The organism is Actinosynnema sp. CA-299493 (assembly GCF_050946825.1).
In the GTDB taxonomy this organism is placed as follows: domain Bacteria; phylum Actinomycetota; class Actinomycetes; order Mycobacteriales; family Pseudonocardiaceae; genus Actinosynnema.
Genome location: NZ_CP191993.1, coordinates 6,263,594 through 6,288,429, shown reverse-complemented (window position 1 = coordinate 6,288,429; position 24,836 = coordinate 6,263,594). Strand labels below are relative to the sequence as shown.

Sequence of the window (24,836 nt, the reverse complement as noted above, 5' to 3'; positions counted from 1 at the left end):
GAATCCCTGCTCACCACCTGCGTGGCCGGTGAGAACCCTCCACAACCGCGACTCCACGTGGATTGCCGTCTTGAGCCTCGGATTTCGGTCCTGTGGGGTGCCAGAAGTCGGCCGTACGGGCTGAGCTGCGCGGTTGTGCTGCTGAGGGTTCGTGCTCGTTGATCAGGCCGCCGAGGACCGGTCGACGGCGTATCGAGGTGCGGCCCGGTTCAGCGACCGGCGGGTCTGGTCGTGGCGGTGTGAGTTGTAGGGCTTGGTGTGCTCTGCGGTGGTTGTAGTGGTCCGCGCAGCGGTCCGGCACCGCTCGCAGGTGGCGTTCGTTGATGATGAGCAGTGGGTCGGTGGCCTCGCGTCTGACGGTCCCGACGAACCGTTCGGCGAGGATGACCTGTTCGAGGCGCGGGCCGCGCTGGTGGCGCTGCCGCACCGGTGCGGCTTCCTCTACCGGGACTCCTCGGATCTCGGCTGGATCGACTTCCGGCTGCCACCCACCGAGATGCAGTTCGTCGGCCACGGCGGCGACTACCGGGTGAGGGTGCACTGGCAGGTCCACCTCTGATCGACCACCACTGGGACAGGCGTCCCCGGCGCGAGCCGGGGAGGCCTCGGTCGTGCCGTCACCGGTTCGTCGCAGAACTCATCGGTGCGGTCCGCGGGTGTCGAGGTCGTGTACCGCGGCGGGTGGCCGGACTGCGTCATCGTGCATCGGTGGTGCGGGTACCGGGTGCCCGCGCGGAGCTGTTGCCCCGCCGCGAGTGGGTCGCAGTGGGTCGACCGCCGATCCGCGCCCTCAGCCGGGTGCCGCACCAGTACCTCGCGGTCATCGGACACCGTCGGACAGGTCTCGCAGGACGGCGTCGGCGGTACGGCGACCGGACACCAGCGCGCCCTGGATGGAGGCTGTGTCCCGGTGGTCGCCGCACACGTACCGGCCTTCGCCGAACCGCACCGGTTGCCGCATCGACCGACCTGGTGGCGTCACGGGCAACGCGTGCGGGATCGCGTACCGGGCCACGAGGTCCCAGCCGCCCGTGCCACGGCCGTGCAGCACGCCCAGGCGTGCGCGGACCTGGGACTCGACGTCCCGAGCCGCGTCCTCGCCTATCACCCGATCGGGTATCGACACGGTGATCAACGCGGTGCCCGCGGGTGCGTAGCCCTCGGCCACGGCGCTGATCACCGCTGTGTTGACCAGCAGGTCCGAGTCGCCGTCGAGCACCAGCACGGGCTGGTCGTCGGCCGAGGCCGGCGCGGTGAAGTACCACGTGGTGACCCCGTGCCAGGCGGGTTCCGGGACGTCCGGTAGGAGCCGGTGCGCGGTCGCGCCGTCGGTGGCGACCACGACCGCCCGCGCTCGGATCACAGTGCCGTCGGCGAGGTGGACAGAGGTCTTGCGCACCTGTCCGACCGCGCACCCGGTGCGGATCGATCGACTCGGCAAGGAGAGCGCCAGTTGGCGGGGGAGTTCTTGCATCCCGGCGTTCGGCACCGCGCCGCCGCCCCTGAGGAAGCACCGCCAGATCAGGCGGAAGGCCCGGGCCGAGCCTGCCAGGGCCGGGTCGAGGAACACCCCGGCGAGGAACGGCCGGAGAACGTCCCCGACCGTGCGGTCCGTGATGCCCCACCGGGACAGTTCGGCCCGGATCGACCGGTCGTCGGCCGGGCGCCCCCGCACCGACGCGTCCGAGCTGAGGAGGGTGCGCGCCGAGAGCGCCCCCACGGCCGCGACGTCCCGTGGGCGGTGCGCGGCGAACCGCACCGCGTCGGCCACCCGGCCGACCGCCGTGCCCGTCGTCGTGGACGGCCGTCGCCACGGTGGGACCAGGTGGTAACGCCCGGTGGCGGTGACCGCGACCGTGCCGCGCACGAAGGGGCGCAGGTCCAGGGCCGGGAGGTCGAACACCCGCTGCACCTCGGGGTAGGAGGGCAGCAGCACCTGGAACCCGCGGTCCAGCCGGAACCCGTCGACCAGGTCGGTGCGGACCCGGCCACCGACCTCGGCGCCGGCTTCGCACACCGTGACGGCCAGGCCGGCGAGGTGCAGCCGGCGTGCCGCCGCGAGTCCGGCGAGTCCCGCCCCCACGACCACGACGTCGACGTCCGGTTCCACCACGGTGCCTCTCCCTGCCTCGCGACGTGTCGGGATCAGTCAAGCGCAGCGGCCACGAGACGGCATGATGGCGCGTGTCCCGTCGGGGTGGACCCCGCGGCCCGGTTGCGGGCGACTCAGCGGATCGGGTCCGGCAGGCTGAGCGACCAGTGGCCGGTGCGTCCGACGACGGCGGGCGCCACCGCGACCGGGCTGCGCGTGCCGCGGCCAACCGCCGCAGCCTCTGCCCGGCACGTCGGTAGAAGCGCAACTGCACCCGCCGGCCGAACAGCCGCCATCCCCACCGCGCCCGCTGCCCCGGTTCGTCGACCTCGGGCGGGCCCCGCCGCTTTCCACCCCAGTCCGGAGATCTGTTCCCGGGCGCAGTCCACGCTGCCGGCCCGGGGCGACCAGGCCGGCTCGACCTGTGCTCGGGTGATGTCCACCAGCGGGGACCGGGTGCCGACGTCGAACCAACCGGTGACATGCCGATCGCCGCATCCGCCACAGCACTGCCACGGCGTCGCGCATCGCCGTCGCGAGGACGGGCAGGGCACGTGCGTGAGGTCGGCGGTGGTGAGGGTGTCCGAGGCGGGCTTGAACGCGCCCGTCGCGCGGCTCAATCGGTACCGCGACAAAGCGGGCTTCATCCGGGGGTTCAGCCGGATCTCGTGAGCTTCAGGACGGGTGCTGTCGCCAGCGTCTCGGCGAGGATCGTCGCGAAGTCGGAGGGCACCTCGGTGCCCTCCGGCGGCAGTGGCTCCCCGCGCACGGCCTGGCAGAGCGAATACTGTGCATGAGCCACGTAAGGGTCGGGTTCCTCGTGCGAGGTCAAGGCCAGCGCGGCTCGGTACCGGCGGGCGAGTTCGGCGTCCGGCATCATCTCGCCGAGCACCTCGGGTGACGTGTTCTCCGCCGGCTCGTCCTCCGCAACGTTCTCCGCGGTGCTCTCCGCGGTGCTCTCCGCGGTGCTGGTCAGCAGTTGGAGCATCAACGCGGCGACCTTGCGTTGCGCCGAGGGTTCCGCGAGCTGACCGGTGATCTCCTGGACGTCGTCCGGGTTGTACAGGCTCATGCCGTGGTTGGTCCCGTGCATGGCCCCGACACGGGGTGTGAGAAAGTAACTGCGGATGCCGAGATGGCCGATGAGCGCGCCCACGGCCTCGACCGGCACACCCCACTCGGCAGCGACCCTGGCGTACGTCCACCACTGGTCACCCGGCATGTTGAGCCGGTCGATGATCCGGGTGCGTTCGACCTCGACGCCCACGAGAACGTCCCGGAGCCACTGTGCGAGAGTCGCCGTCTCACCCACCCTCGGGCAGTCGATCTTCCCGGTCGCGGTGTGGAAGACGACGTCGACCCCGTTCGGTTTTCCCATCTTCATGCGGTGGAGCACGGTGACCCGTCGCACGTCCCCCACCGGCATCCGGGTTTCCCCGATGATCCGCTTGGCCAGAAGGAACTCCGGAGCCTCCCGTGGACGCAGCGCGACCCAGCGGACCGCGGCGAACTCCCGGACGATCATGAACACCGACAGCGCCAACCCGAGCACGACCAGTATGCCCGCCAGCACGAGCACCGTGTTCCAGGCGGCCGCACCCCCGAACAATCCCCACACGGCAAGCAGCAGCACCATCGTGAACGGAGCCGTCATCACCGCCGGTATGACGAGCCAGGCCGCCACGCTGCCGCCCAGATGACGGGCCAGACTCGGCAGGAACACCAGCCGCCACCCGTCAGGCTCCGCCGACACGATCCCGGGCATCGCCGGTGACACGTCCATCGGTACAGCCTGCCCCGTGCCCCACACCGAAGCGACAACCAGCCGGACCAACCCTGTGCCGTCAAGATCGGCTACCCACGCGCCCGTCGGGAATGTCGTAACGACATACAGGTTCGAGTGGGTGGGTGATCATGTTCGGGTGCAGGTGATCTCGGCGTCCCGGTTGGAGCGGATCGCACCGTTCACGGGATCGCGGCCAGGGCAGTTCCGCAAGCTGGTGCGGGTGGTGGCCGAGCGCGGTGGTGACGCGATCCTGGGCGGTTCAGGGGTAGATCAACCGGGCGACCCGCAGGAGGAAGTCGTTCCCCCGGCCGGTCGGGTCGTCGGCGCTGAGCTCGGAGATCACGGTCATGGCCAGGTCCCGCCGCGTCGGCGCGCGGCCGGGAACGGCTACCGCCAGTGCGGCGGACAGCTCGTCGCGCGGGAGGTCGGTGCAGTAGGCCGGCGCACCGGGTTGCTGACGCCACGAGTCCGCCAGGCTGCCGGCGTCGAAGCCGTCGAAGCCGGTGTCCTCGACCAGTGCCATGCCCAGCGCCCGGTCGGCCTCCGCATCCGCGGCGACCGGGATCGCGATCCGACCGGGGGTGCCGGCAGCCGCGTGCTTGGTGGCGAACGAGCCCGAGAGGATGGCGTTCCACGCCTTGACGACGGGGCGGCCAAGCTGCTCCGCGACCCACAGGCTTTCGACCTGTCCCTCGTCGAGGGCGGTGATGCGGCCGTCGCGGAACGGGTAGTAGTTCGACGTGTCCAGCAGGACGGCGCCGGCCGGGAGGCCGTCGATGAGCGGCCGGATGTCCGGGATCCGGATGAGCGGGACGGACACGACAAGGGCCTCGACGTCGGTGACGACGTCGGAGGCCTCGACCGCCCGCCCGCCGGAGGCGGTCACCTCGGCCGGGATGGTCTCCGGGCCGCGGGAGTTGGCCACCTTCACCTCGTGCCCGGCCGCGCTGAGGCGCTGGGTCAGGGTGGCGCCGATGTTCCCGACGCCGAGGATGCCGATCTGCATGGTGCTGCTCCTCTGTGTGGTGGTCAGGTCAGGTGCGGTCGGGAGCGGGCGCGGTCGCCCCGGCGGGCACCGGTGACCGGCCGACGAAGAGGGTGCCGACGACCGCGCCGAGGCCGATGGCTGCCGCGGTCACGAAGGCGGCCTGTCCGGCGGACTCGGCCTGGGCGAGGGTGAGCGCGCCGGCATCCCCGGCGTCGGAGCCGATGGTGTAGGCGGAGATGAGCACGGCCCCGCCCGCGGCGCCGGCGAGTTGCTGGACCGTGGTGAAGGCCGCGGTGCCGTGCGGGTAGAGATCGGCACGCAGGCCCGCCAGCGCCGTCGTCGTCATCGGTGCCCACATCAGGGCCTGCGACGCCGACATGACGAGGTACGCCGCCAGCGCCGTCCCGACCGCGGTGTCCTGGTCCACGGTGCCGAGGAACCACAGCGATGCCGTCCACACGAGCGCGCCGGGGATCGCCAGCGGTCGGGGGCCGACGCGGTCGTACACCCGCCCACCCAGCGCCGAGACCAGGGAGATGGCCGCACCGCCCGGCACCAGGAACAGGCCCAGGGACAGCGTGCTCAGGCCGAGAACGTCGGTCAGGATCAGCGGCAGCACGATCAGGCTGCCGAAGCCGATCATCGCGATCACGAGCATCACCAGCAGCGAGAGCGTGAACGTCCGGGACCGGAAGACCCGCATGTCCAGCAGGGCGTTGCCCGACCGCTGCAGAGCGATCTGGCGCAGGACGAAGGCCGCGACGCCGGCCACGCCGACCAGGATCGGCACGTACGGGGCGATGGGCGCGTGGCCCGACACCGACTCACCGATCGACGCCAGCCCGTAGACCAGCGCGCCGAATCCGACCGCGGACAGCACCAGGGAGAGCACGTCCAGGGTCACCGGCTCGGGCGTGGTGGTGTTGCGGAGCTTCAGCACTCCGAGCACCAGGGCGAGGGCGGCGATCGGCAGCATGAGGATGAACAGCCAGCGCCAGCTGAAGGCCGACAGCACGACACCGGACAGCGCGGGGCCGACCGCCGGCGCCACGGCGGGCACCGCCGTGACGATCGCCATCACGGCGCCGCGCCGGGCAGCGGGGACCAGCCGCATGGCGGTGGTCGTCAACAGCGGCAGGACGACCGCAGTACCGGCGGCCTGGATGATCCGGCCGGCGAACAGGACGCCGAAGCCCGGCGCGAGGGCGGCGATCGCCGTACCGACGGCGAACAGCGACATCGCGCCCAGGAAGATCGTGCGCAGGTGGAAGCGCCGCATCACGAAGCCGGTGGCGGGGATGAGCACCGCCAGGGTCAGCAGATAGCCGGTGGTGAGCCACTGACCGGTCGTCGGGGTGATGCCGAGGTCGACGATCAGGGTGGGCAGCGCGACGCCCAGCATCATCTCGTTGAGCAGGACCGTGAACGTCGAGGCCATGAGCAGCCCGATGATCAGGACGCTCCCCGGGGGGAGCCGGTCGCCGGCGGTCGTCTGCGGTGCGGGGGTGTCGGGGGCGATGAGGCCCGGTGCCGGAGTGTTCTGGATGGCCACGAGATGTGCTCTCTGTCCGGGGGTGAGTGGGGGTCGGGTCAGTTCGACGTGCGCGCCGCTCCGGCGAGGCGCGGGTCGAGTCCGTACTGGGCGGGGGCGCCGAGGTGATCGCGGAGGGTGGTGCCCTCGTAGTCGCGGTGGAACAGGCCCCGCTCCTGCAGCAGCGGGACGACCTGGTCGACGAAGGCGTCGATGCCGTCGGCGTAGACGTCGATGGCGAGCGAGAAGCCGTCGCACGCGCCGGCCTCGAACCACTCCTGCATGTGGTCGGCGACGTCGGCGGCGGTGCCGGGCACGACCGGGTGGTAGTCGATGACGCCGTGGGCGAGCACGTCGCGCAGCGACCAGCCCTCGCGGGCGACCGTGAGCGCGTGGGTGAGCGCGGGTCGCCCGGGCTGGGCCGCGCGGCGGTCAGCTGCTGCGGGGTCAGGGGCTCGTCGAGCTGGTCGGGCGTCAGGCGCAGGCCGAGCATCGCGCCGAGGTGGCCCACCCGCTGGTGGAGGTCGATGACCTCGTCCAGCTGCCGGCGGCGGTCCAGGGCGGCCCGCCGGGAGGGCGCCACGCTGGGCATGAAGCCCGCGAACAGCTTCACCTCGTCGGGGTCGCGGCCGACGCTCTCGGCGGCAGCCCGGAGCGCCGTCCGCTGAGCTCGGCCCTCCTCGATGCCGAACGGGTTGGCGTAGACGCCGTCGGCGTAGCGAGCGGCCACCGCCAGGCCGTTCCCGCCGCCGCCGGCCTGGAAGACCACGGGCTGCCCCTGCTCCGACGGCGGGATGGGCAGCGGCCCGCGCGAAGCGACGTGGCGCCCCCGCATGTTGATCGGCTGGATCCGGCTCGTGTCGGCGAACTGCCGTCCGGCGACGTCGCGCACCCAGGCGTCCTCCGCCCAGCTCCCCCACAGCGCCTGGACGACCTGGACGACCTCATGGAGGCGCTCGTACTTCTCGGCGCGGGAAGGAAGCGCGATGCCGTAGTTGGCGGCCGCGGCCTGGTTGGAGGTCGGGACCGCGTTCCAACCGGCGCGGCCGTGGCTGGCCTCGTCGAGGGCCTTGAACTGGCGGGCGATCGTGTACGGCTCGCCGAGGGTCGTCGAGGCGGTGGCGACGAGCCCGATCCGCTGGGTGGCCCGTGCCATCGTCGTCAGGACGACGAGCGGGTCGATGGAGTGGTTCGGGACCGCGTGCTCGATGTCGTTCTCGAGCGCCGGGGTGTCGGCGAGGAAGACCAGCTGGATCTTGCCGCGCTCGGCCGCCTGCGCGTGCCGCGCGAAGACGTCCATGTCGGTGTAGCTGGACAGGTCGACCCCGGGCATGCGCCACCACCCGGGCTGTGAGCCGTAGCCGTTGGCGATCTGGATGGCCAGGAGCATCTGCGGGCTGGGCACGATCGGTCCTCTGCACTAAGGTGGAGAGCGTCTCCGCTTGACTCCACCGAAGATACGGAGACAGTCTCCGCATTGTCAACGAGGGGTGGCCGGACGTGTCCGAGACGACAGCAGCCCGCGAGCGCAGACCCCGGACGGACGCCCGGCGGAACCGGACGCACATCCTCGAGGTCGCCGAGCAGTACTTCACCGAGCACGGCATCACCGGGTCACTGGACGCCATCGCCAAGCGGGCGGGCGTCGGGCCGGGCACCCTCTACCGGCACTTCCCGAACCGGGAGGCCCTGCTCGCCGCCCTGCTCGAGGCCCGCGATGCGGAGCTGGTGTCCCGACAGGACACCATCCGCGCCGAGGTACGCGACCCCACCGAGGCACTCGCCCAGTGGCTCGACGCACTGGGTAGGTGGACGACCGCGTTCGACGGCCTGCCCGAGCCGCTGCGCGTCGCGTTGACCGACGAGGTCCCGTCTCCGCTGGCCCTCACCTGCCAAGGATTCATCACGACCACCGACGAGTTTCTCGCCGCCGCGCAGCGCGACGGTGGCGCCCGACCGGACGTGCGCGGCCGGGACCTCTTCCTCGCCGTGCTCGCCACGGGCTGGGTGGCCGGAGCTGCCATGGCCGACGAATCCTCGACCGCGGCCCTCAACGCCCTTATGAGGGCCGGCTGGGAGGCGCCCCGGCCCTCCTCCACCTGAAGGCAATGACCTCACCGAGGGTTCTCCCGGGCGAGCCGCAGGACGAGCGTCTTGATCGCCGCTCGGATTGGGGGCGTCCGGTGCGTCGACGCGCGGAGTGGTCCTACTTGCGGGCTATGAGTGTGCGGTGCCGGGTGAGCAGGGTGCCCGGCGTGACCGGGAAGACCTCTCGCCACCGGTGGCGATCCACCAGTCCGGACAGGGCGGCGAACCAGAACCGGTCTGCGGGCTCGTAGCGGACCGGACCGGACCCGCGAGTTGCCGGCTCAGGACCGCGTTCTCGTGCCGCAGCACGAGCAGTTCGGCGTCCTTCGCCGCCTCGCCGCGCAGCAGCACCGAGAACTCGAACGGGTGAACAAAAGGTGATCCTGTTTCGCGTCACGGGCACGCGGCGATAGACGGTCAGGCACCGGGGGCACGCCCCCCGACCCCCGGTGCCTGTTCCCGGATCGAACGGTCCGGGATCTCAGCGCTTCACGCCGGGCTGGATCACGTGCTCGCGGTTCTCAGCTCGTCGCGCGGTGTGCGACGGCTTCGCCGCCGGAGCGGGTGATCGCGTAGCCGGGGACGACGGTGTCCGCGGTGACGGACAGGCTGGGCACGACGTCCTCGCCGGTACGGGCGTCGAGGATGACGTCGAGGGCGTAGACGCGGCCGTGGAACGCGGCGTCGAGACCCGGGTCGACGCGGCCTGCGGCGTCGTCGGGGAGGCGCCACAACTGACGCGCGGTCGTGGCATCCAGGCCCACCGTGCTCCTCATGCCCGAGCAGACGACCACGTCGACCTGGTCGAACTCGCAGTCGGTGGTGTCGTCGATGACGGCCAGTTCCTTGGGTAGCGGGGCCTCGCCCCTGCCGAGCACCGCACCGGTCGCGGCGTCCAACACCGTCGTGCGCAGCACCGCCGTCGCGCGCTGGGTGCCGCTGCCCTCGGTGCGCTGCACGCCGGTGTAGTGCAGTCGTTCGGTGCCGTTCTCCCGTGACAGCGCGAGAACGGCCAGCGGCTCGTCGGACGAGCTCCCGTAACGGGCCGCCGCGTCGGCTGCCCACCGCCACACCTCGTCCCCGGTGGCGAGGTCGGTCGCGACGACCGCGTCGGTGTCGCTGTCCGCCGGCGCGAAGGCCGCCTGGTAGCCGACGTGGACGTTGTCGGGCCCGACACGCACACCGTCGACGGCGAAGGCCTCCGGTGGATCGGCGACGGGCCGGGGCCGATCACTGCCCGTTGTCCCGGTCGTTCTCGTCGTCGTGGTCGCGGGGTGCTCCGAAACCGTCGGCGCGTTGTCGGCGCACCCACTGGTCAGGAACGCGATCACACCCGCGACCAGGCCTAAGTGGACAGTTGAACCGGACCCGCTCGTAGTCACTCGTCTCCCCGTCGAAGGTGGCCGGGAAAGGCGAGAATGCACTTCAGCGAATTGATCGGCCGTGAAACCGCGACCCGAAGCGGTTCACCCCGCTTGTACCATGTGGCGACGTGCGACTCCCGCACGCACGAGCGAGTTCGGCGCCTGGAGAAGACATGGACAACGACGTCTACAAGGTCGGTGAGGGTGACCACGCGGTCATCGCACTGCACGGCTGGTTCGGGTCGGCGACCGCGTGGCAGCCGATCACCCCCTACCTGGACGGCGCTGCGTTCAGCTACTTCTTCCCCGACTACCGCGGATACGGCGCGCGCAAGGACGTGCCGGGGGAGTACTCGATCGCCGAGGCCGCCGCGGACGTCCTGGCCCTCGCCGACGACCTGGGACTTGAGGCGTTCTCGTTGATCGGCCACTCGATGGGCGGCAGCGTGATGCAGCGCGTGTTGGCCGACGCGCCCTCGCGGGTGCGCGCGCTGGTCGGGATCTCCCCGGTGCCGGCGAGCGGCGTCCCGTTCGACGAGCAGACCTGGGAGCTGTTCGCCGGCGCCGAGCGGGAGGCGGGCAACCGCCGCGCGATCATCGACTTCACCACCGGCAACCGGCTCAGCGGCACCTGGCTCGACGCGATGGTCCGGCACTCGGTGGAGACGGCCGACCCGGTCGCCTTCGGGGCGTACCTCCGGGCGTGGGCGCGAACCGACTTCCAAGCCGAGGTGGACGGCAACCTCGTGCCGATCCGGGTCGTGGCCGGCGCGCACGACCCGGCGCTCGGCCCGGACACCGTGCGTGCGACCTTCGGCAAGTGCTACCCGAACTGCGAGGTGGTGGTGTTCGAGCAGGCGGGCCACTACGCGGTCGACGAGACCCCGATCGCGCTCGTCTCGACGGTCGAGGAGTTCCTCTCCGAGCCAGGGGGGCGATGACCGGCGACGAGCACAACGCGGTCGGCCCAGTCCAACCGAGGGCGGGGGTTGGTCCGGTGCGGCACGGCGATCTCGTGCCGCGGTATCGGCAACTCCACGTCCTTGGCTGGAGGACCGGCCGAGCAGGACCAGCCGGTCACCGAGTCGGACGAAGATCAGGTACAGCAGTCGCAAGGCGGAACTGGGGTCAGACGAGCGGTGACCTGCGAAGGGACACGCCGTTGGTCGCACTCGCCGAATCCGGTTGCGCAATGGCCCGCGTGCACGAGTCGCAGGTGTTCGCCCCCGGGAGAGGGCCGTCAGGGCGTGCCGCAGGCGGTGATGGCCTCGTCGATCACGGACCCGGGACGGCATCACCGAGGCTGTGCAGGGCCTGCTCGGCCGAGGCTCGGACGAGGCGGAGGTCCGACTGCCGGGCGAGGTCGACGGCGTGCCGGGCGTGGGTCCGGGACTGGTCGGGCGCGTGTTCGCGGGTGGCGGCGGACAGGCCGATGAGCGCCTGCACCCGGCCTCGCAGGTAGCCCGCCAGGGCCGCTGTCTCGTGGGCCTGGCGGAAGTGCGAGAACGCTTCGGTGAACCGGTCGCGACCCAGGTGGGCTGACCCGGCGACGGTCAGCGCGTCGACCTCCGCGGTCAGGTTGCCGCCGTCGCGGGCGGTGGTCGCGGCGCGGTTCGCGGTGTCGATGGCCTCCTCGTACCAGCGGTTGGCGAGGGCGACCGTGGCGAGGCCGACGAGTGCGATCGCCTTGCGGGACCGGAAGGCCAGGTCCTCGGTCATGGTCAGCTGGCGCTCGAAGTGGCCGCGGGCCTCGTCGTGCTGCCCGAGCTGGACCGAGACGTGTCCCAACGTGCCGAGCGCGCCGACGACGCCCGCCGCGTAACCGGTGTCGGTGGCCAGCGCGAGCGCTTCGGACGCGTACTTCGCCGACCTGGGGAGCAGGCCGAGGTCGGCGCAGATCCCGCTGAGCACGATGAGCGTGCTCGACTGGCCGCGTCGCTCGTCGAACCGGCGTCGCAGCCGCAGCGACTCCGCGCAGTGCGCCTGTGCGTCCTGCAGCCGGCCGAGCGCGTGCTCGGCGGCGCCCAGCGCGTTCAACGCGAACGCCCGTTCCCGCGGCATCCTCAGCTCGCGGAACAGCAGCACCGCGGAGGTGAGGTGGGTGGTGGTGACGTCGAGCTTGCCGATGCCCCAGTTCGCCATGCCCACCGCCAGGTGCATGGCGGCCGTGGCCTTCCGGTCGCCCTCGTGCTCGGCGGACCGCAACGCGCTCTCGGCGACCGGCGTCCAGTCCATGCCGTGTGGCCGCACCTGCTGGTAGGTGCGCAACGCGTCCGCCAACGCCCAGTCCAGGACCGGGTCGCGGCCGGCCACGGCCGACACCGAGGCGATGATGTCGAACTGCTCGGCGGACAGCCAGGCGGACGCCTGGTGGTCGGAGGTGAACTCCACCGGTGGCGCGTCGGGCGGGTCCACCAGCCGGGGCGCCTCGGGGAAGATCCAGCGGGCCGCGGCGTTCGTGCCCGCGCCGTAGAACCGGGCCAGCTGGAGCACCGCGTTCGTGCGGACCGATTCGGTGTCCTCCGCCGCGGCGTGGTCGGTGGCGAGCAGCCGCAACGTGTCGTGCAGCCCGAACCGGCCCGGCGCCCGCCGTTCCACGAGGTTCGCGTCCGCCAAGCCTTCGAGCAGTGCGGCGCAGTCCGCGTGCGGCTTGCCGAGCAACGCGCGCGCGGCGTCGGCGGTGACGTCCTGGCAAGGGCTCTGCCCGATCCGGCGGAACAGCTCCCGCGCGTCCGGGGCCAGTTCCCGGTAGGCCAGGCCGACCTGGGCGTCGAGCCCGCGTCGTTGCTCGCGCACGGTGGCGAGGTAACCGTCGAGCGTGGGTGCGCCGGGCGTGGTGAGCTGTCCCACCGCGACGCGCAGCGCGAGCGGCACGTGCCCGCACAACTCGGCCAGTTCGGCCAGCCGGTCGGCATCCGCTCGCACCGCGCGGCCGAGCAGTTCCACCGACTCCTCCGGGCGCAGCGGGCCGAGGCGGAGCCGCAACGCGCGATGCCGGGTCTCCAACCGCTCCAGCGGCGCCCGGCTGGTGACGACCGCGACGCAGTCGCGTGACACGGGCAGCAGCGGCACCACCTGGTCGACGTCCACGGCGTCGTCGAGCACGAGGAACATCCGTCGAGACGACAGCAGGTGGTGGTAGGTGGTCCGCAGCACGTCGGCGCTTCCGCTGATCCCGGACGCGATCGACGCGAGCAGGTGGGTGAGCGCCTGGTCGACGGTGAGCGGTTCGGCGTCGGAGCCGCGCAGGTTGACCGAGAGGACGTTGTCCGCCGCCCGGCCGCCCGCTTCCCGCACGAGCCGGTGTGCGAGCGCCGTCTTGCCCATGCCCGCGGGCCCGGAGATCACGACCAGCTTGTCGGGTGACCTGACGTGGGTGGCGAGCACGGCCAGGTGGCCGGTGCGACCGACGAACTCCGGCCGACCGGACCTGTGCTTCTTCGCCTTGACGGACTCGCGCCACGCCTCGTTCGCCGCCGCCCCGGCAGCCGCCAGGTCGGTGCCGGACCCTGCCACCTCGCGCAGGAACGCGGTGAAGCCGGGGTTGTCGTCGGGGACCCTGGGCAGGTGCTCGCCGGTCCGCCAGCTCTGGACGGTGGAGTAGCCGATCCGGTGCCGCTTGGCCGCGGCGGTGATCTCACCGGATGACAGCGACGACCGGTCCAGCAGCTCGTTGAACACCTGTGCGAAGCGCTCGCGTGCGTCCCTGTCCCCGTGCACCGGCCACCCCTCCACCTGCTCCTGCGTCAGCGGCTGGTAATCCGTTCCAGCTCAGCTCCAGCTCAGCTCCGACCTATTGGCCCGCGGGCGGCGCCAGGCCCGAAGCTGGGCGGGCCCGCGTCGATGTGGGCGAGTCTTCAGGGGGAGCAGATGTCGAGCAAGAAGTCGATGGCGATGGCCGCCGTGGTGATCGCCTTCACGGCGACCGCGGTACCCGCGAGTGCGGGCACCGCGGCGCTCACACCGCAGTACAGCGCCTTGTTGGAGGAGCCGGAGGACCTGAACTTCCAGTACCGGGCGATGCCCGCGTTGCACCGCGTCACCTGGACCGAGGGCGGGCAGACCAGGCAGCGGTTCATCCGCAGCTACCAGGTCAGCGGTGACAACGGCAGCCTGCTGACGCAGATCCAGTACCACGTCGGTGACGGCGCGAGCCTCGTCGACACCGCGAACTGGCGGCAGGCGAAGGTCGCGGGCTCGGACCGGGAGCTGCGCGAGACCACCGGGTCGGCCAAGGTCAACAACGTCTTCCGGGAAACCGGCGGCGCCACCGTCGTGCTGGACGAGAGGGTCACCGACCTCGGGTTCACCAGGCGGGAGTCCGCCGACGGCGGCGTCACCTGGCAGTCGACACCGGCGACCGTCGACATGGCGGGCGGCGCCGTCGTCAGCCCGAACGCGCGGGCCTTCCAGGGCGTGATCCGGCTGCCCGGCGACGGGGCGCTGGTGATGCCGTTCTACGCGGCGCACCAGAAGGTCGAGGGCACGGAGAACGTCTACCGGTGGGCGTCGCACCTGCTGGTCAGCGAGAAGCCGCCGGCCGGGTCCACCGCGCAGGAGGGGGCGCAGTGGAAGCGCGTGGCCACACCGTTCAAGTCCGACCGCAACTCCTACACCGAGGCCACCGTGACCCGATTGGCCGACGGCCGGCTGTTCATGATCGCGAGGTACGACTACACCAGCGGCGGTCTGCGCTACGCCAAGCTCGCTTCTCGGACGACCGACCTCCCGGTCGCCACGGCCGCCGACCTGAGGGGCACCACGTGGGGCGCCTGGACGGACGTCGTCGTGCCGGGCGCCGCCGACTACCCGAACCCGGTGCAGGGCGTCGGGCCGGTCCTGCACACGATGGACCAGGGCGTGCTCATGCTCAACTTCGGCAGGCCGCGCAACAAGATCACGTTCAGCCACGACGGCGGCAAGACCTGGGCCACGTCCTTCAACGCCTATGACAACCTCCCGACCGACGGGTGCCCCTCCGAGTACCACATGCCGTGCTCGTCGTTCGGGTCCAGCGGCTACATGGGCGTGGCCGTGACCAGTCCGACGTCCGCCTACGTCATGGGGGACAACTGCCACACGAACTGGGGCTGCGACGAGTGGGAGGGTGTGGACGGCCCGACCCGGTACAGCTACCCCCGAGGCACCGAGAGCAAGCTCTGGATCAGGATCGTCACGCTCGCTTGAGGACACCCGCGGGTGGTCGGGCGGGGACCGGATCGACGGTCCCCACCCGAACCGCGTCGCTACCCCCGCGACGGACTCAGCCCCACGCGCCGCAGTTGACGCTGTTGCACGCCCGGAACTGCACGCTCGTGACCCCGGCGAAGACCCCTCGGGTGTCGGGCCTGGTCGTGACGTTCTGGCCGGTTCCGCCGTTCACCCGGATCTGGGCGAAGGTCTCCCCATAGACCGTGCCCCGGTAGTAGCCCGACACGGTGGGGCCGGTCCAATCAGGTGAGAACGCCGAGCACAAGGACATCCGGGCACCACCCGTCGACGTCAGCTCACGGCAGTTCTCGGGCGGCGCGTTCCCCGTGGTGCCCAGCTGGTGCACGAGGTCGGGCCACGAACTGATGATCTTGGTCGTCCCATCGGCCGGCGCGGCCGTCGCGGATCCGCCGACCATCAGCGAACCCATGACCCCCAGAACTGCGACGAGCATCGCGGCTTTCTTCCGTAGCACGTCTTCTCCCCTTGTCGGTGATCCGCCGCGTTCCTGCCGCGGCCTCATCAGCTTGTCCGCGGGGAGCGCGGTGGGCCAGTAGTCCGGAGCCGCGCCGGAGGTGAGCTGGAGGTCAGTTGGAGGTCGGCGCACTGCGGCGTCCCGGCACGGCGGACACCAGCGCGCGGGTGGTGGGGTGCGCGGGCGAGTCGAGCACCGCGCCCGTCGGGCCGTGCTCGACGATCCGGCCGCGGTCCATCACCAGCACGCGGTCGCTGATGTGCCGGACCACCGGTAGGTCGTGGCTGATGAACAGCATGCTCATGCCCGAAGTGGACCGCAGGTCGGTGAAGAGGTTGACGATCTGCGCCCGCACCGAGACATCCAGCGCGGACAGGGGTTCGTCCAGCACCAGCAGCGCCGGGTCCAGCGCCAGCGCCCGCGCGGTCGCGATGCGCTGGCGCTGGCCACCGGAGAACTCGTGCGGGTGGGCGTCGGCGTCACGGGCCCGCAGCCCGACCAGCTCCAGCAGTTCCGTCACCCGCGCACGTCCGCCGTGCCGCCACCGACCGTGCGCGATCAGCGGCTCGGCGATGATCTCGGTGACGGTCAGCCGCGGGTTGAGCGACCCGTACGGGTCCTGGAACACGACCTGCACCCTGGCGCGGAACTCCCGCAGCCGGCGGCCCTTGGCGCGCGTGACGTCCTCGCCGTCGAGGCGCACGCTGCCGGCAGCCGGTTCGAGCAGGCGCGTCACGGCCCGCGCGGTGCTGGTCTTGCCGCAACCGGACCTGCCGACCAAGCCGAGAATCTCGCCGCGGGCGACGTCGAACGACACGCCGTCCACCGCGCGGGTCCACCCGGTGCGCCACCCCGTCCGGACCGGGTAGCGCACCACGAGGTCCCGCACGGACAGCAGCGGCGTCACCGGTCACCCCGGCGGTGGCAGGCGGTGCGGTGCCCGGCGGCCACTTCGAGCAGCACGGGCCGTTCGGCCGCGCACCGGGCGTCCGCCTCGACGCACCGCGGGTGGAACGCGCACCCCGCCGGCGGGTATCGCGGATCCGGGAGGCTGCCCGGGGTGGAGCGCAGCCGTTCGACCCGCTCCGCCCACACCGGCCCGCTGTCCAGCAACGCGCGCGTGTACGGGTGTTGCCGGTCGGTGAACAGCGCGCTCGCCGGACGCGCCTCGACGACCCGCCCCGCGTACATCACCACGACGTCGTCGGCCAGGTCCGCGACGACGCCCAGGTCGTGCGTGATCAGCAGGACGGCGCAGCCCCGGTCGGCCCGGGCGTCGGCGAGCACCCGCAGCACCTGCGCCTGCACGGTCGCGTCCAGCGCCGTCGTCGGCTCGTCCGCGATGACCAGGTCCGGGTCGTTGGCCAGCGCGATGGCGATCAGGGCGCGCTGCCGCATGCCGCCGGACCACTGGTGCGGGTACTGCTCGGCACGGCGCTGGGGATCCGTCACGCCCACCAGTTCCAGCAGCGCGAGCGTCCGGCTCCGGGCCTGCCGCCGGGTCGTCCCGCGGTGGTGCAGCCGCAGTGCCTCGTCGACCTGGTCGCCGATCCGCAACACCGGGTTCAGCGCGGACGCGGGGTCCTGGAACACCACGCCGATCCGCCTGCCCCGGAGGTCGCGCAGCCGCCGTTCCGCCGCGGCGGTCAGGTCCTCGCCGTCGAACAGGACCCGCCGGTGATCCGCGCCGACGCCGGCAGCAGCCGCGGCACGGCCAACGCCGCGACCGTCTTGCCCGACCCGCTCTCCCCGACGACGCACAGGACGCGACCCCGATCGAGGTCGAAGGAGATGCCCGCGACGGCGTCCACCGCGCCGAACGACACCGTGAGGTCGCGGACCGACAACAAGCTCACCCGGTAGCCTCCGGGTCGAGGGCGTCACGCAACCCGTCACCGACGAGCACGACCGACAGCCCGGTCAGCGAGATCGCCAGGCCCGGCGGCACCCACAGCCACGGCATGCCCGCCAGCTTGGCGAACGATCGCACCTCCAGCAGCAAAGTCCCCCAGCTCGCCTGTGGTGGCGTCACACCGAGACCGAGGAACGACAGGCTCGCCTCGGACAGGATCGAGACCGCGACCAGCGTGGTGCCGGCGACCCCGACCTGCGGCAGCACGTTGGGCAGCACGTGCCTGAGCAGGATCCGCCACGACCTGGCGCCCGAGGCGCGGGCCGCGTGGACGAACTCCAGCTCGCGGACCTTGAGCACCACGCTGCGGGCGATCCGGCAGCACTGGGGCCACGAGAGCAGCGCGATGAGCGTGATCAGCAGGCCGACGCTCGGACCGAGCACCCCCGCCAGCACGATGACCACGAGCACGCTGGGAACGGCCATGAACAGCTCGGTGACCCGGGTGACGGCCAGGTCGACCGGACCGCCCGCCCAGCCCGACAGGACGCCGAGCACGGTGCCGAGCAGCAGCGCGGAGGACGCGGCCGAGAACCCGACGAGCAGCGACACCCGGCCCCCGGAGAGCAGGCGGGCGAGCAGGTCACGGCCCGTGTCGTCGGTGCCGAGCCAGTGCGTGGCGGACGGTGGCTCGCGGACGCGGTCCAGGTCGATGGCGGTGGGCCCGTGCGGGAGGACCAGCGGGCCGAGCAGCACGACGGCCACCACGATGCCCAACAGCACCAGGCCGACCACCGCGCCGACGTTGCCCCGGAACCGCCTCCAGGCCGTCGCGCCCGTGCCCCGTCGGACCGCCTCCCTCACCGGACCCGCACCCGCGGGTCGGCCAGCCGGTAGAGGAAGTCGCCCAGGAAGTTGCCCAGCAGAACGACCACGGTGACGACCACGCCGAACCCGATGATCACCGGGTAGTCGCGGTAGGTGATCGCGTCGACGGTCAGCTGCCCCACTCCCGGCCAGGAGAAGAGGATCTCGACCACCACGGTGCTGCCCAACAGCTCCGGCACACCGACCACCAGCAGGGTGATCAGGGGCAGCAGGCTGTTGCGCAACGCGTGCACCCGCGCCCTGGTCGGCGACGCGCCCTTGGCCAACGCCGTGCGCACGTAGTCCGCGCCCAGTTCCTCCAGCAGGCCCGCCCGGACGAACCTGGTCAGCCGGGCGGTCTCGGCGAGGCCGAGCACGGCGGCGGGCATGATGAGGTGGCGCACCAGGTCGACCGCGCCGTCGTCGCCGGTGCCGGTCGACGGCAGCCAGCGCAGCCCGAACGCGAACACGTGCATGGCGAGCATCCCCACGAAGAACGCGGGCACGCTCATGACCACCAGCGACGCCGTGCCGATCACGTGGTCGACCGCGGTGCCCTTGCGCGGCGCGGCGAGGAAACCGAGCACCAGCGCGAACACCGCACTGCCGACGACGACCGTGCCCACGAGGGCGACCGTCGGCCCGAGGCGGGCCAGGAGCAGGTCCGCCACCGGCGTGCCGTTGCGGAACGACGTGCCCAGGTCACCGCGCACCGCGCGACCGGCCCAGAGCAAGTACTGGTCGACCACCGACCGGTCGAGGCCGAGTTCGCGCTCGCGGGCGCGGACGTAGGCCTCGGAGTTGCCCAGCTCGTCGGGCGAGAGCATGGCGGTGACCGGATCTCCCGGCGCGGCGTGGATCAGTGCGAACAGGCCGATGCTTGCGGCCACCAGGGTGAGCAGCATCGACCCGAGCCTGGTCGCGAGGTAGCCGACCATCGCCGATCAGGACACGTTCCACTGGGCGACGTCGAGCAGGCTGAGCGAGGGATCGCCCCGCGGCACGAAGCCGCGGACGCGTTCGCCCACACCCACCAGGACGCGCGGGCGCGCCGTCCACAGGTAGGGCACCTCGGCGTTCTCGATCAGCGCGGCGGCCCGGTACGCCCCCGCCCGCTCCTCCCGCACGTCGGTCGCGGCGCCCTGCCGCATCAACGCGTCGAACCGCGGGTCGCAGAAGCCCGCGATGTTGCCGCCCCGGGGGTAGCTCTGGTCGCAGGTCAGGATCGGGCCCGCGGTCGCCGGGTCGATCGAGTACGCGCCGCCGCCGAAGAGGAACAGGTCCCACTCGCCGGTGCGCAGCGCATCGGGTTTCGGGTCGGGCACCCGCTTGGTCCTGATCCCGACCTGCCGGAGGTTCTCGCCGAGGATGTCGAGCACGACGACGCGTTCGGCCTGCGCGGGGTCGTACGGGACCAGCAGTTCCCGGGAAGGGTCCCAGCCCGCCTCCGCGAGCAGCCGCCGTGCCTCGGCGGGGTCGTGAGGGTAGGCGTTCAAGCCGTCGGGGACGGCCCAGTCGGTCATGAACGCGCTGTTCCGGACGCTCCCGTGCCCGTCGAGCGCCGCCTTGAGCATCCCCGCGCGGTCCATGGCGTGGATCATCGCGCGGCGCACCCGGACGTCGGTCAGGTAGGGCTTGCGCAGGTTCACCGCGATCCGGTTGAACCCCGGCGCGTCCGCCCGCTCCACCCGGACCCCCGGAAGCTCTTCGGCGTAACGGGCGTCCAACGGGCTCAGCGGGGCGATGTCCACCTCGCCGGTGCCGAGCTGACCGGCCGCGACCTCGGGGGTGACGAAGGCGAGGTGCATCCGGTCGAAGGACACCGGGGTCCGGAAGTGCGGGTTGCGCCGCGCCACCAGCCGCTGGTCGGCCTTGAACTCCGCCAGGACGAACGGGCCCATGCCCACGTCCTGGCGCAGCCACCACGGGTCGTGCGCGACGGCGGACGGGTCGATCCGCTCCAGGACGTGCTCCGGCAGGATGAACAGGAGCATGCTCGCCCCGATGACGGCGAGGAAACCCGCGTCGGGCTCGGCGAGCACGACCACGACCCGGTCCGCGCCGACGGCGGTGACCCCGGCCAGCGCGTCGGCCGTACCGCGCCGGAACTCCTGGTAACCCAGCACGCCCGACAACCGGGAGGCCTGTGGGCTGCGGACGACCGGGTCGGCGAACAGGTTGAACGTGAACACCACGTCCTGGGCCGTGAACGGCTCGCCGTCCGACCACCGCTGCCCCCGCCGCAGGGCGAACGTGTACGTCGTGCCGTCGTCCGACACGGCCCACGACTCGGCGAGCCGGGGGAGGTACCCGCCAGACTGGTCGGCCACCAGCAAGGTGTCCTGCAGCAGGGTGAGCACGGTGGTGTCGCCTGCCCGGTACGGCGCAAGGGGGCTGAGGTGGACCGGTTTGGCGGTGGCCGCATAGGTGACCACCACACCAGGTGCCTGCGGTGGCGCGCACGCCGCAGCTGCCAGGACAGCGGCCCAGAGCAGCACTCGCACCCTCGACCTCCCTCGGAACTCCCCGAATGGCGGACATGGGGTCATGCGGCGTGCGTCAGCGTAGCCGGTGTCGGCAGGACCGGATGTCGACGGCCGGTGCCCCTGGGCGGACGGCAGGCGGCGGCGTCGCCAGGCCCGGTCCGTCCACGGACGGGGATAGTGCGCCATGCAGGGCCGACCCGGGGAACCACCTGGGGATCAGCCGTGATCGGTGTCCTGCCGACCGCGGCCTGATCACGTCGGCGCCCGTCGCGGCGACGGCCGACCCGTGGTCGACCTACGTGAGCGTCGAGGTCGACCGGATCTCGGTCGAGATCAGCCCCGACGGTTCGGTCACGCCGCCGCCGTGTCGGGCCGCAGGGCGGGGCCGAGCAGGAGTCCGCCGTCCGCGACGAACTCCGAGCCCGTGATGAACGAGGCGTCGGCCGAGGTGACGTAGAGGAGCAGAGCGGTGATGTCGGCCGGGGTGCCCATTCGCGGGATGGCGTACGGCTCGGGCGAGTAGAAGTCCGCGATGGGCGGCCGGCCCGCGATCGGCTCGTTGATCAACGGCGTGGAGATGACGCCGGGGTGGATGGAGTTGACCCGGATGCCGTCCCGGCCCAGTTCCAGCGCCGCGGTCCTGGTGAGCCCGCGCAGCGCCCATTTGCTGGCGGCGTAGGGCGCGTAGAACGACGTGCCGACGTGGGCCATCGTGGAGGCGATGTTGACGATCACTCCGCCGCCGTTGCGGCGCAGTGACGGGGTCACGACCTTGATGCCGAGGAACGTGCCGGTGAGGTTGACGTCGAGAACGCGGTCCCAGACCCGCCGTTCGACGGCCTCGATCGGCACCGCGGGGTTCTGGACGCCGGCGTTGTTCACCAGCACCGCGATCGGCCCGAAATGACGTTCGGTCTCGGCGACGGTCTCGGCCCAGGCGTCCTCATCGGTGACGTCCAGGCGGACGAACAGAGCCCGCTCGCCGAGTTCGGCGGCGAGTTCCTCGCCCGGCCCTTCGGAGAGCGCGGCGATGACGACGTTCGCCCCCTCGTGGTGGTAGGCCCGGACGTGGCTGGCGCCCTGCCCACCGGTGCCGCCGGTGACGAGAACGGTCTGCCTGTCGAAGCGTCCCATGATGGGGTCCTCCCTGCGGAACATTGGTGAGTCGAGTGACTCACCTCGCCGTCAAGCTACGTCCGCGACAGGTGGTGAGTCAAGTGACTCGCCACTCGCGTAGGATGACGTCCATGACGGCGGAGCCCTCGACCTACCACCGGCGCGTCGCCGAGCAGAAGCGGGCGGCCATCATCGAGGCGGCCACCCGACTGTTCCTCGACGCCGGGTACGCCGGCACGTCACTGGCCAAGGTCGCCGAGGCGGCCGGGGTGTCGAAGGCGACCCTGTTCAAGCAGTTCCCGACCAAGGCGGCGCTGTTCGACGCGATCGTGACGGAGTCCTGGAAGGTCGAGGACGAAGGCGACCTCCGCCCGCCGACGGGCGATCTCCGGGCGGGCCTGACGGTGATCGGCCGCCGGTACGTCGCCCTGCTCGCCCGCCCCGGCATGGCAGCCCTCTTCCGCATCGTCATCGCCGAACTGCCGCGCTTCCCCGAGCTGGGTGAGGCCCACTTCGAGCGCGGCAAGATGCCCTACTTCGACTCGGTGCGCCGCTACCTCGACGCCGAGAACGCCCTGGGAACGGCCAAGCTCGACGACACGGAGCTGGCAGCGACCCAGTTCCTCGGGATGATCTCCAACTACGTCTTCTGGCCCCGGATGCTGCTCCTGGACTGGTCCCCCGACGACGCATCGACGGCACACGTCGTGGACGAGGCCGTACTGATGATGGAAGCCAGGTACGGCGTCGCGAACACCACCTCCTGAAGCGGCAGGCGTCGTGCGTGAAGGTCGGTCAGCGGGCCGGCACGTACTGCGGGTCGTGAGGTTTGGGGCGGGATCCGATCGCGTGGCCACGTGTGATGGAGTCCTGGTGCCACCGAAGCGCTGTCGTCGGGCGCACCGGCAGTGCCGCGAGGAACGCTCGGCCGCCGGGGGAGAACCGTGGACGGGCATTGCCCGGTTGGCGTTCAGGATGGTGAGCTGGTGCCGTGACGCCAGGTTTCCGTCCTGGTCGCGGCTGTTGGAGCAGCGCAGCGCGTCACCCGACGAGCCCGGACCGGCGATCACCGCCGGTCAGGCGCACCAGGCTCGCCCACCCAGAGCCAGGCGCGGTCTCGGAAGGTCTTCACCGCCACGTCCGTGGGGGTGAACCGAGCGGGATCGGTGCCGGGCACGCCCTCGGCGACGACGAAGCCGTGCAGCCGGTCGGACACCAGCGCGGCCAGGTCCACGGCCGGGTGGTCGGTCAACGCCTGCCGCAGCGGCGCGCTGTCGAGCAGGCGGCCCACGCTGGTCGCGACCTTCCCGCCGAATCCCAGTGCCGCGAGACCGACCGGGCCGACGTCGACCGCCATGCGCAGCCGGACGCGGTCGCGGTGCGCGGCGTTGTCGCGGGCCAGTCCCGCCGCCGCACCACCCAGCAGGGCCGGAAGGGCTCGCTGCACGTCGACCCGTGCGGGCAGGAACACCATCAGCCCGTCGCCGGTGCCCTGGTGGTCGGCATCGGTCAGCCGCACGCCGAGGTCGGCCAGCAGTTCCCTCACCAGTTCCACCACTCGCCGTTGGACCCGCTCCTGGTCGGGCGTGTCGCGGCTGCTGTAGTCGACGACGTCGAGCATGAAGCCCATCCGCAGCTGCTTGCCCGGAGGCGCGGGGTCGCGCGACGCGGGAGGCTCGGCGCGGACGATCATCTCGCGTGCCTCGCCGGCCAGGGCTCGCCCCCGGTCCAGGCCGAGCCGCAGGTCCGCGAGCTCGGCCAGGAACCAGTCGGCCAACCCCCGGTCGGCGGGCAGCGGCTGGGGTTCCAACGACGCCATGTTCGCCCTGGTCGCCTCGACCGACGCGCGCATCCGCTCGACCCGCTCGACCGCGACGCGCAATCCCACCTCGTCGCGGCGAAGCTCCGCCGCGCTCTCACCGGGGTCGTCGCGCAGGCGCAGCACCACGTCCTCCACCCGGTCGCGCAGGTCGGTCAGCCACGGCTCGTCACGGTGCCACACCCGGACGTGGTGGCGCAGCAAGGACGCGTGGAGCAGGTAGCGGCCCAGCGGCGGCATCTCCGCCCCACCACGGCTCCAGGTCCACGCGGTCAGCTCGGCGTCGCGCCCCTCGGGCGCGATCACCACCAGATCGCGGGCCACGCGCGAACCCGCCGGAGGTTCCCACACCAGGAACCGTCCGCGCCGCTGCCACCGCACCACGTCGCGCAGGCGCTCGGGCAGCCGGTCGCGCACCCGGTCGGCGGGCTGCTTGGCCTGGTGGATCCGGACCACGCCGTAGGCCGGTGCGGTGTCGGCGCCCTCGACCTCGTCGCACCAGCGGTCGAACTCGATCCATCCCGGCGGAGCCACCGCGCCGAGACCCGGCGCCGCCGGCGCCGTGAGGATCAGCGACAGGTTGAGCACGGTGCCGCTACGGCGGATGACGACCTGCGTGCTCACCTCCGCGTTCTGCGCGGCGGCCAGCGGCCCTTCGGGCGCGTCGGCCGGGTCGGCGGCCGGCGCTGTGGGCAGTCCGACCCTGGGGACGGCTTCGGTGGCGCCGAGCAGGTCCCGACACCGGTCCCAGATCGCGAGCACGCCGTCCCGGGCCGCGCCCGCGTGCTCGCCGCGCAGCGGGGCGAACACGTGCAGGACCAGTTCCTGCTCGACCGGTTCGGGCGCGGTCGTGCCGGGCGTGGCCATCGCCGCCCTAGTCGCGCAGGCTGTCGACGATCTCGACCCGCTTCTCCAGGACCTCGTCGGGCGGAGGTGTGGTCGGCTCCTTGCCCATGCCCGGTCCCATGAGCGGTGACAGCAGCTCCAGCGCCGCGGTGGCCGCGACGACCGCGGCGTCGTCTTCCGCGAGCACGGCGGCGGCCAGCGCGGTCAGGCGCGCCGACACCTCAGGCCAGCGGTCGGGCGGCAACTCCCACCCCGCCAGGTCGCCGAGCACCTCCAGCGCGTCGTTCCTCGCCGGGTCGAGCACGGGCACCCCCT

At 72.1% G+C, this 24,836-nt stretch carries 23 protein-coding genes and 2 pseudogenes; 6 read left to right on the top strand and 19 right to left on the bottom strand.

The annotated features are described in order from the left end of the window. Positions 1 to 10: 10 nt before the first annotated feature. Entirely contained in the window at positions 11 to 325 is a 315-nt protein-coding gene (locus ACQPYE_RS26165) for a hypothetical protein (RefSeq protein ID WP_498722990.1), read from the bottom strand. On the opposite strand from ACQPYE_RS26165, the gene ACQPYE_RS26160 reads away from it, so the two are divergent. Continuing rightward, complete coding sequence (locus ACQPYE_RS26160; RefSeq protein ID WP_498723099.1) at positions 278 to 559, top strand: hypothetical protein; 282 nt, start codon at positions 278 to 280, stop codon at positions 557 to 559. The genes ACQPYE_RS26165 and ACQPYE_RS26160 overlap by 48 nt on opposite strands. A 261-nt stretch (positions 560 to 820) precedes the next feature. On the opposite strand, the gene ACQPYE_RS26155 is transcribed toward ACQPYE_RS26160, so the two are convergent. After that, positions 821 to 2,113: an FAD-dependent oxidoreductase gene (locus ACQPYE_RS26155; RefSeq protein WP_498715087.1), complete on the bottom strand. Its 1,293-nt coding sequence runs from the start codon at positions 2,111 to 2,113 to the stop codon at positions 821 to 823. 634 nt (positions 2,114 to 2,747) lie between these two features. Further along, entirely contained in the window at positions 2,748 to 3,875 is a 1,128-nt protein-coding gene (locus tag ACQPYE_RS26150; RefSeq protein WP_498715085.1) for a hypothetical protein, read from the bottom strand. Positions 3,876 to 4,014: 139 nt separating this feature from the next. On the opposite strand from ACQPYE_RS26150, the pseudogene ACQPYE_RS26145 reads away from it, so the two are divergent. Continuing rightward, positions 4,015 to 4,137 (top strand): annotated as a pseudogene (locus ACQPYE_RS26145) (IS5/IS1182 family transposase); the annotation flags it as partial. Here ACQPYE_RS26145 and ACQPYE_RS26140 read toward each other — a convergent pair. From ACQPYE_RS26140 to ACQPYE_RS26125, 4 genes and pseudogenes are all read right to left on the bottom strand, one after another. After that, on the bottom strand, positions 4,138 to 4,911 hold the full coding sequence (locus ACQPYE_RS26140) for an NADPH-dependent F420 reductase (protein ID WP_498722989.1): 774 nt from the start codon (positions 4,909 to 4,911) through the stop codon (positions 4,138 to 4,140). It abuts the pseudogene before it with no gap. Position 4,912: 1 nt separating this feature from the next. Continuing rightward, the gene (locus ACQPYE_RS26135; protein ID WP_498715083.1) at positions 4,913 to 6,418 is read right to left on the bottom strand and encodes a DHA2 family efflux MFS transporter permease subunit; all 1,506 of its coding nucleotides are present in this window, start codon (positions 6,416 to 6,418) and stop codon (positions 4,913 to 4,915) included. Positions 6,419 to 6,456: 38 nt separating this feature from the next. Next, entirely contained in the window at positions 6,457 to 6,750 is a 294-nt protein-coding gene (locus tag ACQPYE_RS26130; RefSeq protein WP_498715082.1) for a hypothetical protein, read from the bottom strand. A gap of 128 nt (positions 6,751 to 6,878) precedes the next feature. Continuing rightward, a pseudogene (locus ACQPYE_RS26125) lies at positions 6,879 to 7,730 on the bottom strand (NtaA/DmoA family FMN-dependent monooxygenase); the annotation flags it as partial. 167 nt (positions 7,731 to 7,897) lie between these two features. On the opposite strand from ACQPYE_RS26125, the gene ACQPYE_RS26120 reads away from it, so the two are divergent. After that, complete coding sequence (locus tag ACQPYE_RS26120) at positions 7,898 to 8,500, top strand: TetR/AcrR family transcriptional regulator (RefSeq protein WP_498715080.1); 603 nt, start codon at positions 7,898 to 7,900, stop codon at positions 8,498 to 8,500. A gap of 506 nt (positions 8,501 to 9,006) precedes the next feature. On the opposite strand, the gene ACQPYE_RS26115 is transcribed toward ACQPYE_RS26120, so the two are convergent. Further along, entirely contained in the window at positions 9,007 to 9,666 is a 660-nt protein-coding gene (locus ACQPYE_RS26115) for a hypothetical protein (protein WP_498715078.1), read from the bottom strand. A gap of 356 nt (positions 9,667 to 10,022) precedes the next feature. On the opposite strand from ACQPYE_RS26115, the gene ACQPYE_RS26110 reads away from it, so the two are divergent. Further along, positions 10,023 to 10,790 (top strand): alpha/beta fold hydrolase, encoded by a 768-nt coding sequence (locus ACQPYE_RS26110; protein WP_498715077.1) that lies wholly within the window; start codon positions 10,023 to 10,025, stop codon positions 10,788 to 10,790. A 334-nt stretch (positions 10,791 to 11,124) separates the two neighbouring features. Here ACQPYE_RS26110 and ACQPYE_RS26105 read toward each other — a convergent pair whose 3' ends face one another. Then, positions 11,125 to 13,569, bottom strand: a complete 2,445-nt coding sequence (locus tag ACQPYE_RS26105; RefSeq protein WP_498715075.1) for an AAA family ATPase — start codon at positions 13,567 to 13,569, stop codon at positions 11,125 to 11,127. Between the two features lie 150 nt (positions 13,570 to 13,719). On the opposite strand from ACQPYE_RS26105, the gene ACQPYE_RS26100 reads away from it, so the two are divergent. Continuing rightward, positions 13,720 to 15,036 (top strand): hypothetical protein, encoded by a 1,317-nt coding sequence (locus ACQPYE_RS26100; RefSeq protein ID WP_498715074.1) that lies wholly within the window; start codon positions 13,720 to 13,722, stop codon positions 15,034 to 15,036. Between the two features lie 76 nt (positions 15,037 to 15,112). Here ACQPYE_RS26100 and ACQPYE_RS26095 read toward each other — a convergent pair whose 3' ends face one another. The 8 genes from ACQPYE_RS26095 to ACQPYE_RS26060 all read right to left on the bottom strand — a co-directional run bounded on the left by ACQPYE_RS26095 (position 15,113) and on the right by ACQPYE_RS26060 (position 21,874). Continuing rightward, complete coding sequence (locus tag ACQPYE_RS26095) at positions 15,113 to 15,514, bottom strand: hypothetical protein (protein WP_498715071.1); 402 nt, start codon at positions 15,512 to 15,514, stop codon at positions 15,113 to 15,115. Positions 15,515 to 15,647: 133 nt separating this feature from the next. Continuing rightward, a complete protein-coding gene (locus ACQPYE_RS26090; RefSeq protein WP_498715067.1) occupies positions 15,648 to 16,442 on the bottom strand; it encodes an ATP-binding cassette domain-containing protein in 795 nt (264 codons plus the stop codon). Continuing rightward, positions 16,439 to 17,161, bottom strand: a complete 723-nt coding sequence (locus tag ACQPYE_RS26085) for an ABC transporter ATP-binding protein (RefSeq protein ID WP_498722988.1) — start codon at positions 17,159 to 17,161, stop codon at positions 16,439 to 16,441. Before ACQPYE_RS26085 ends, ACQPYE_RS26090 begins: the two co-directional genes overlap by 4 nt. 20 nt (positions 17,162 to 17,181) lie before the next feature. Then, entirely contained in the window at positions 17,182 to 17,391 is a 210-nt protein-coding gene (locus ACQPYE_RS26080; RefSeq protein ID WP_498715064.1) for a hypothetical protein, read from the bottom strand. After that, positions 17,388 to 18,251: an ABC transporter permease gene (locus tag ACQPYE_RS26075; RefSeq protein WP_498715062.1), complete on the bottom strand. Its 864-nt coding sequence runs from the start codon at positions 18,249 to 18,251 to the stop codon at positions 17,388 to 17,390. Before ACQPYE_RS26075 ends, ACQPYE_RS26080 begins: the two co-directional genes overlap by 4 nt. Next, positions 18,248 to 19,192 (bottom strand): ABC transporter permease, encoded by a 945-nt coding sequence (locus ACQPYE_RS26070; RefSeq protein ID WP_498715060.1) that lies wholly within the window; start codon positions 19,190 to 19,192, stop codon positions 18,248 to 18,250. Before ACQPYE_RS26070 ends, ACQPYE_RS26075 begins: the two co-directional genes overlap by 4 nt. A gap of 6 nt (positions 19,193 to 19,198) precedes the next feature. Further along, positions 19,199 to 20,758 (bottom strand): ABC transporter substrate-binding protein, encoded by a 1,560-nt coding sequence (locus tag ACQPYE_RS26065; RefSeq protein ID WP_498715059.1) that lies wholly within the window; start codon positions 20,756 to 20,758, stop codon positions 19,199 to 19,201. Positions 20,759 to 21,091: 333 nt separating this feature from the next. After that, on the bottom strand, positions 21,092 to 21,874 hold the full coding sequence (locus ACQPYE_RS26060) for an SDR family NAD(P)-dependent oxidoreductase (RefSeq protein ID WP_498715057.1): 783 nt from the start codon (positions 21,872 to 21,874) through the stop codon (positions 21,092 to 21,094). Positions 21,875 to 21,987: 113 nt separating this feature from the next. On the opposite strand from ACQPYE_RS26060, the gene ACQPYE_RS26055 reads away from it, so the two are divergent. Next, complete coding sequence (locus tag ACQPYE_RS26055) at positions 21,988 to 22,623, top strand: TetR/AcrR family transcriptional regulator (protein WP_498715056.1); 636 nt, start codon at positions 21,988 to 21,990, stop codon at positions 22,621 to 22,623. A gap of 299 nt (positions 22,624 to 22,922) precedes the next feature. On the opposite strand, the gene ACQPYE_RS26050 is transcribed toward ACQPYE_RS26055, so the two are convergent. Further along, positions 22,923 to 24,542, bottom strand: coding sequence for a CATRA conflict system CASPASE/TPR repeat-associated protein (locus ACQPYE_RS26050; RefSeq protein ID WP_498715054.1), 1,620 nt, complete (start codon positions 24,540 to 24,542; stop codon positions 22,923 to 22,925). A gap of 7 nt (positions 24,543 to 24,549) precedes the next feature. Next, the gene (locus ACQPYE_RS26045; RefSeq protein WP_498715052.1) at positions 24,550 to 24,831 is read right to left on the bottom strand and encodes a CATRA system-associated protein; all 282 of its coding nucleotides are present in this window, start codon (positions 24,829 to 24,831) and stop codon (positions 24,550 to 24,552) included. Positions 24,832 to 24,836 lie beyond the last annotated feature (5 nt).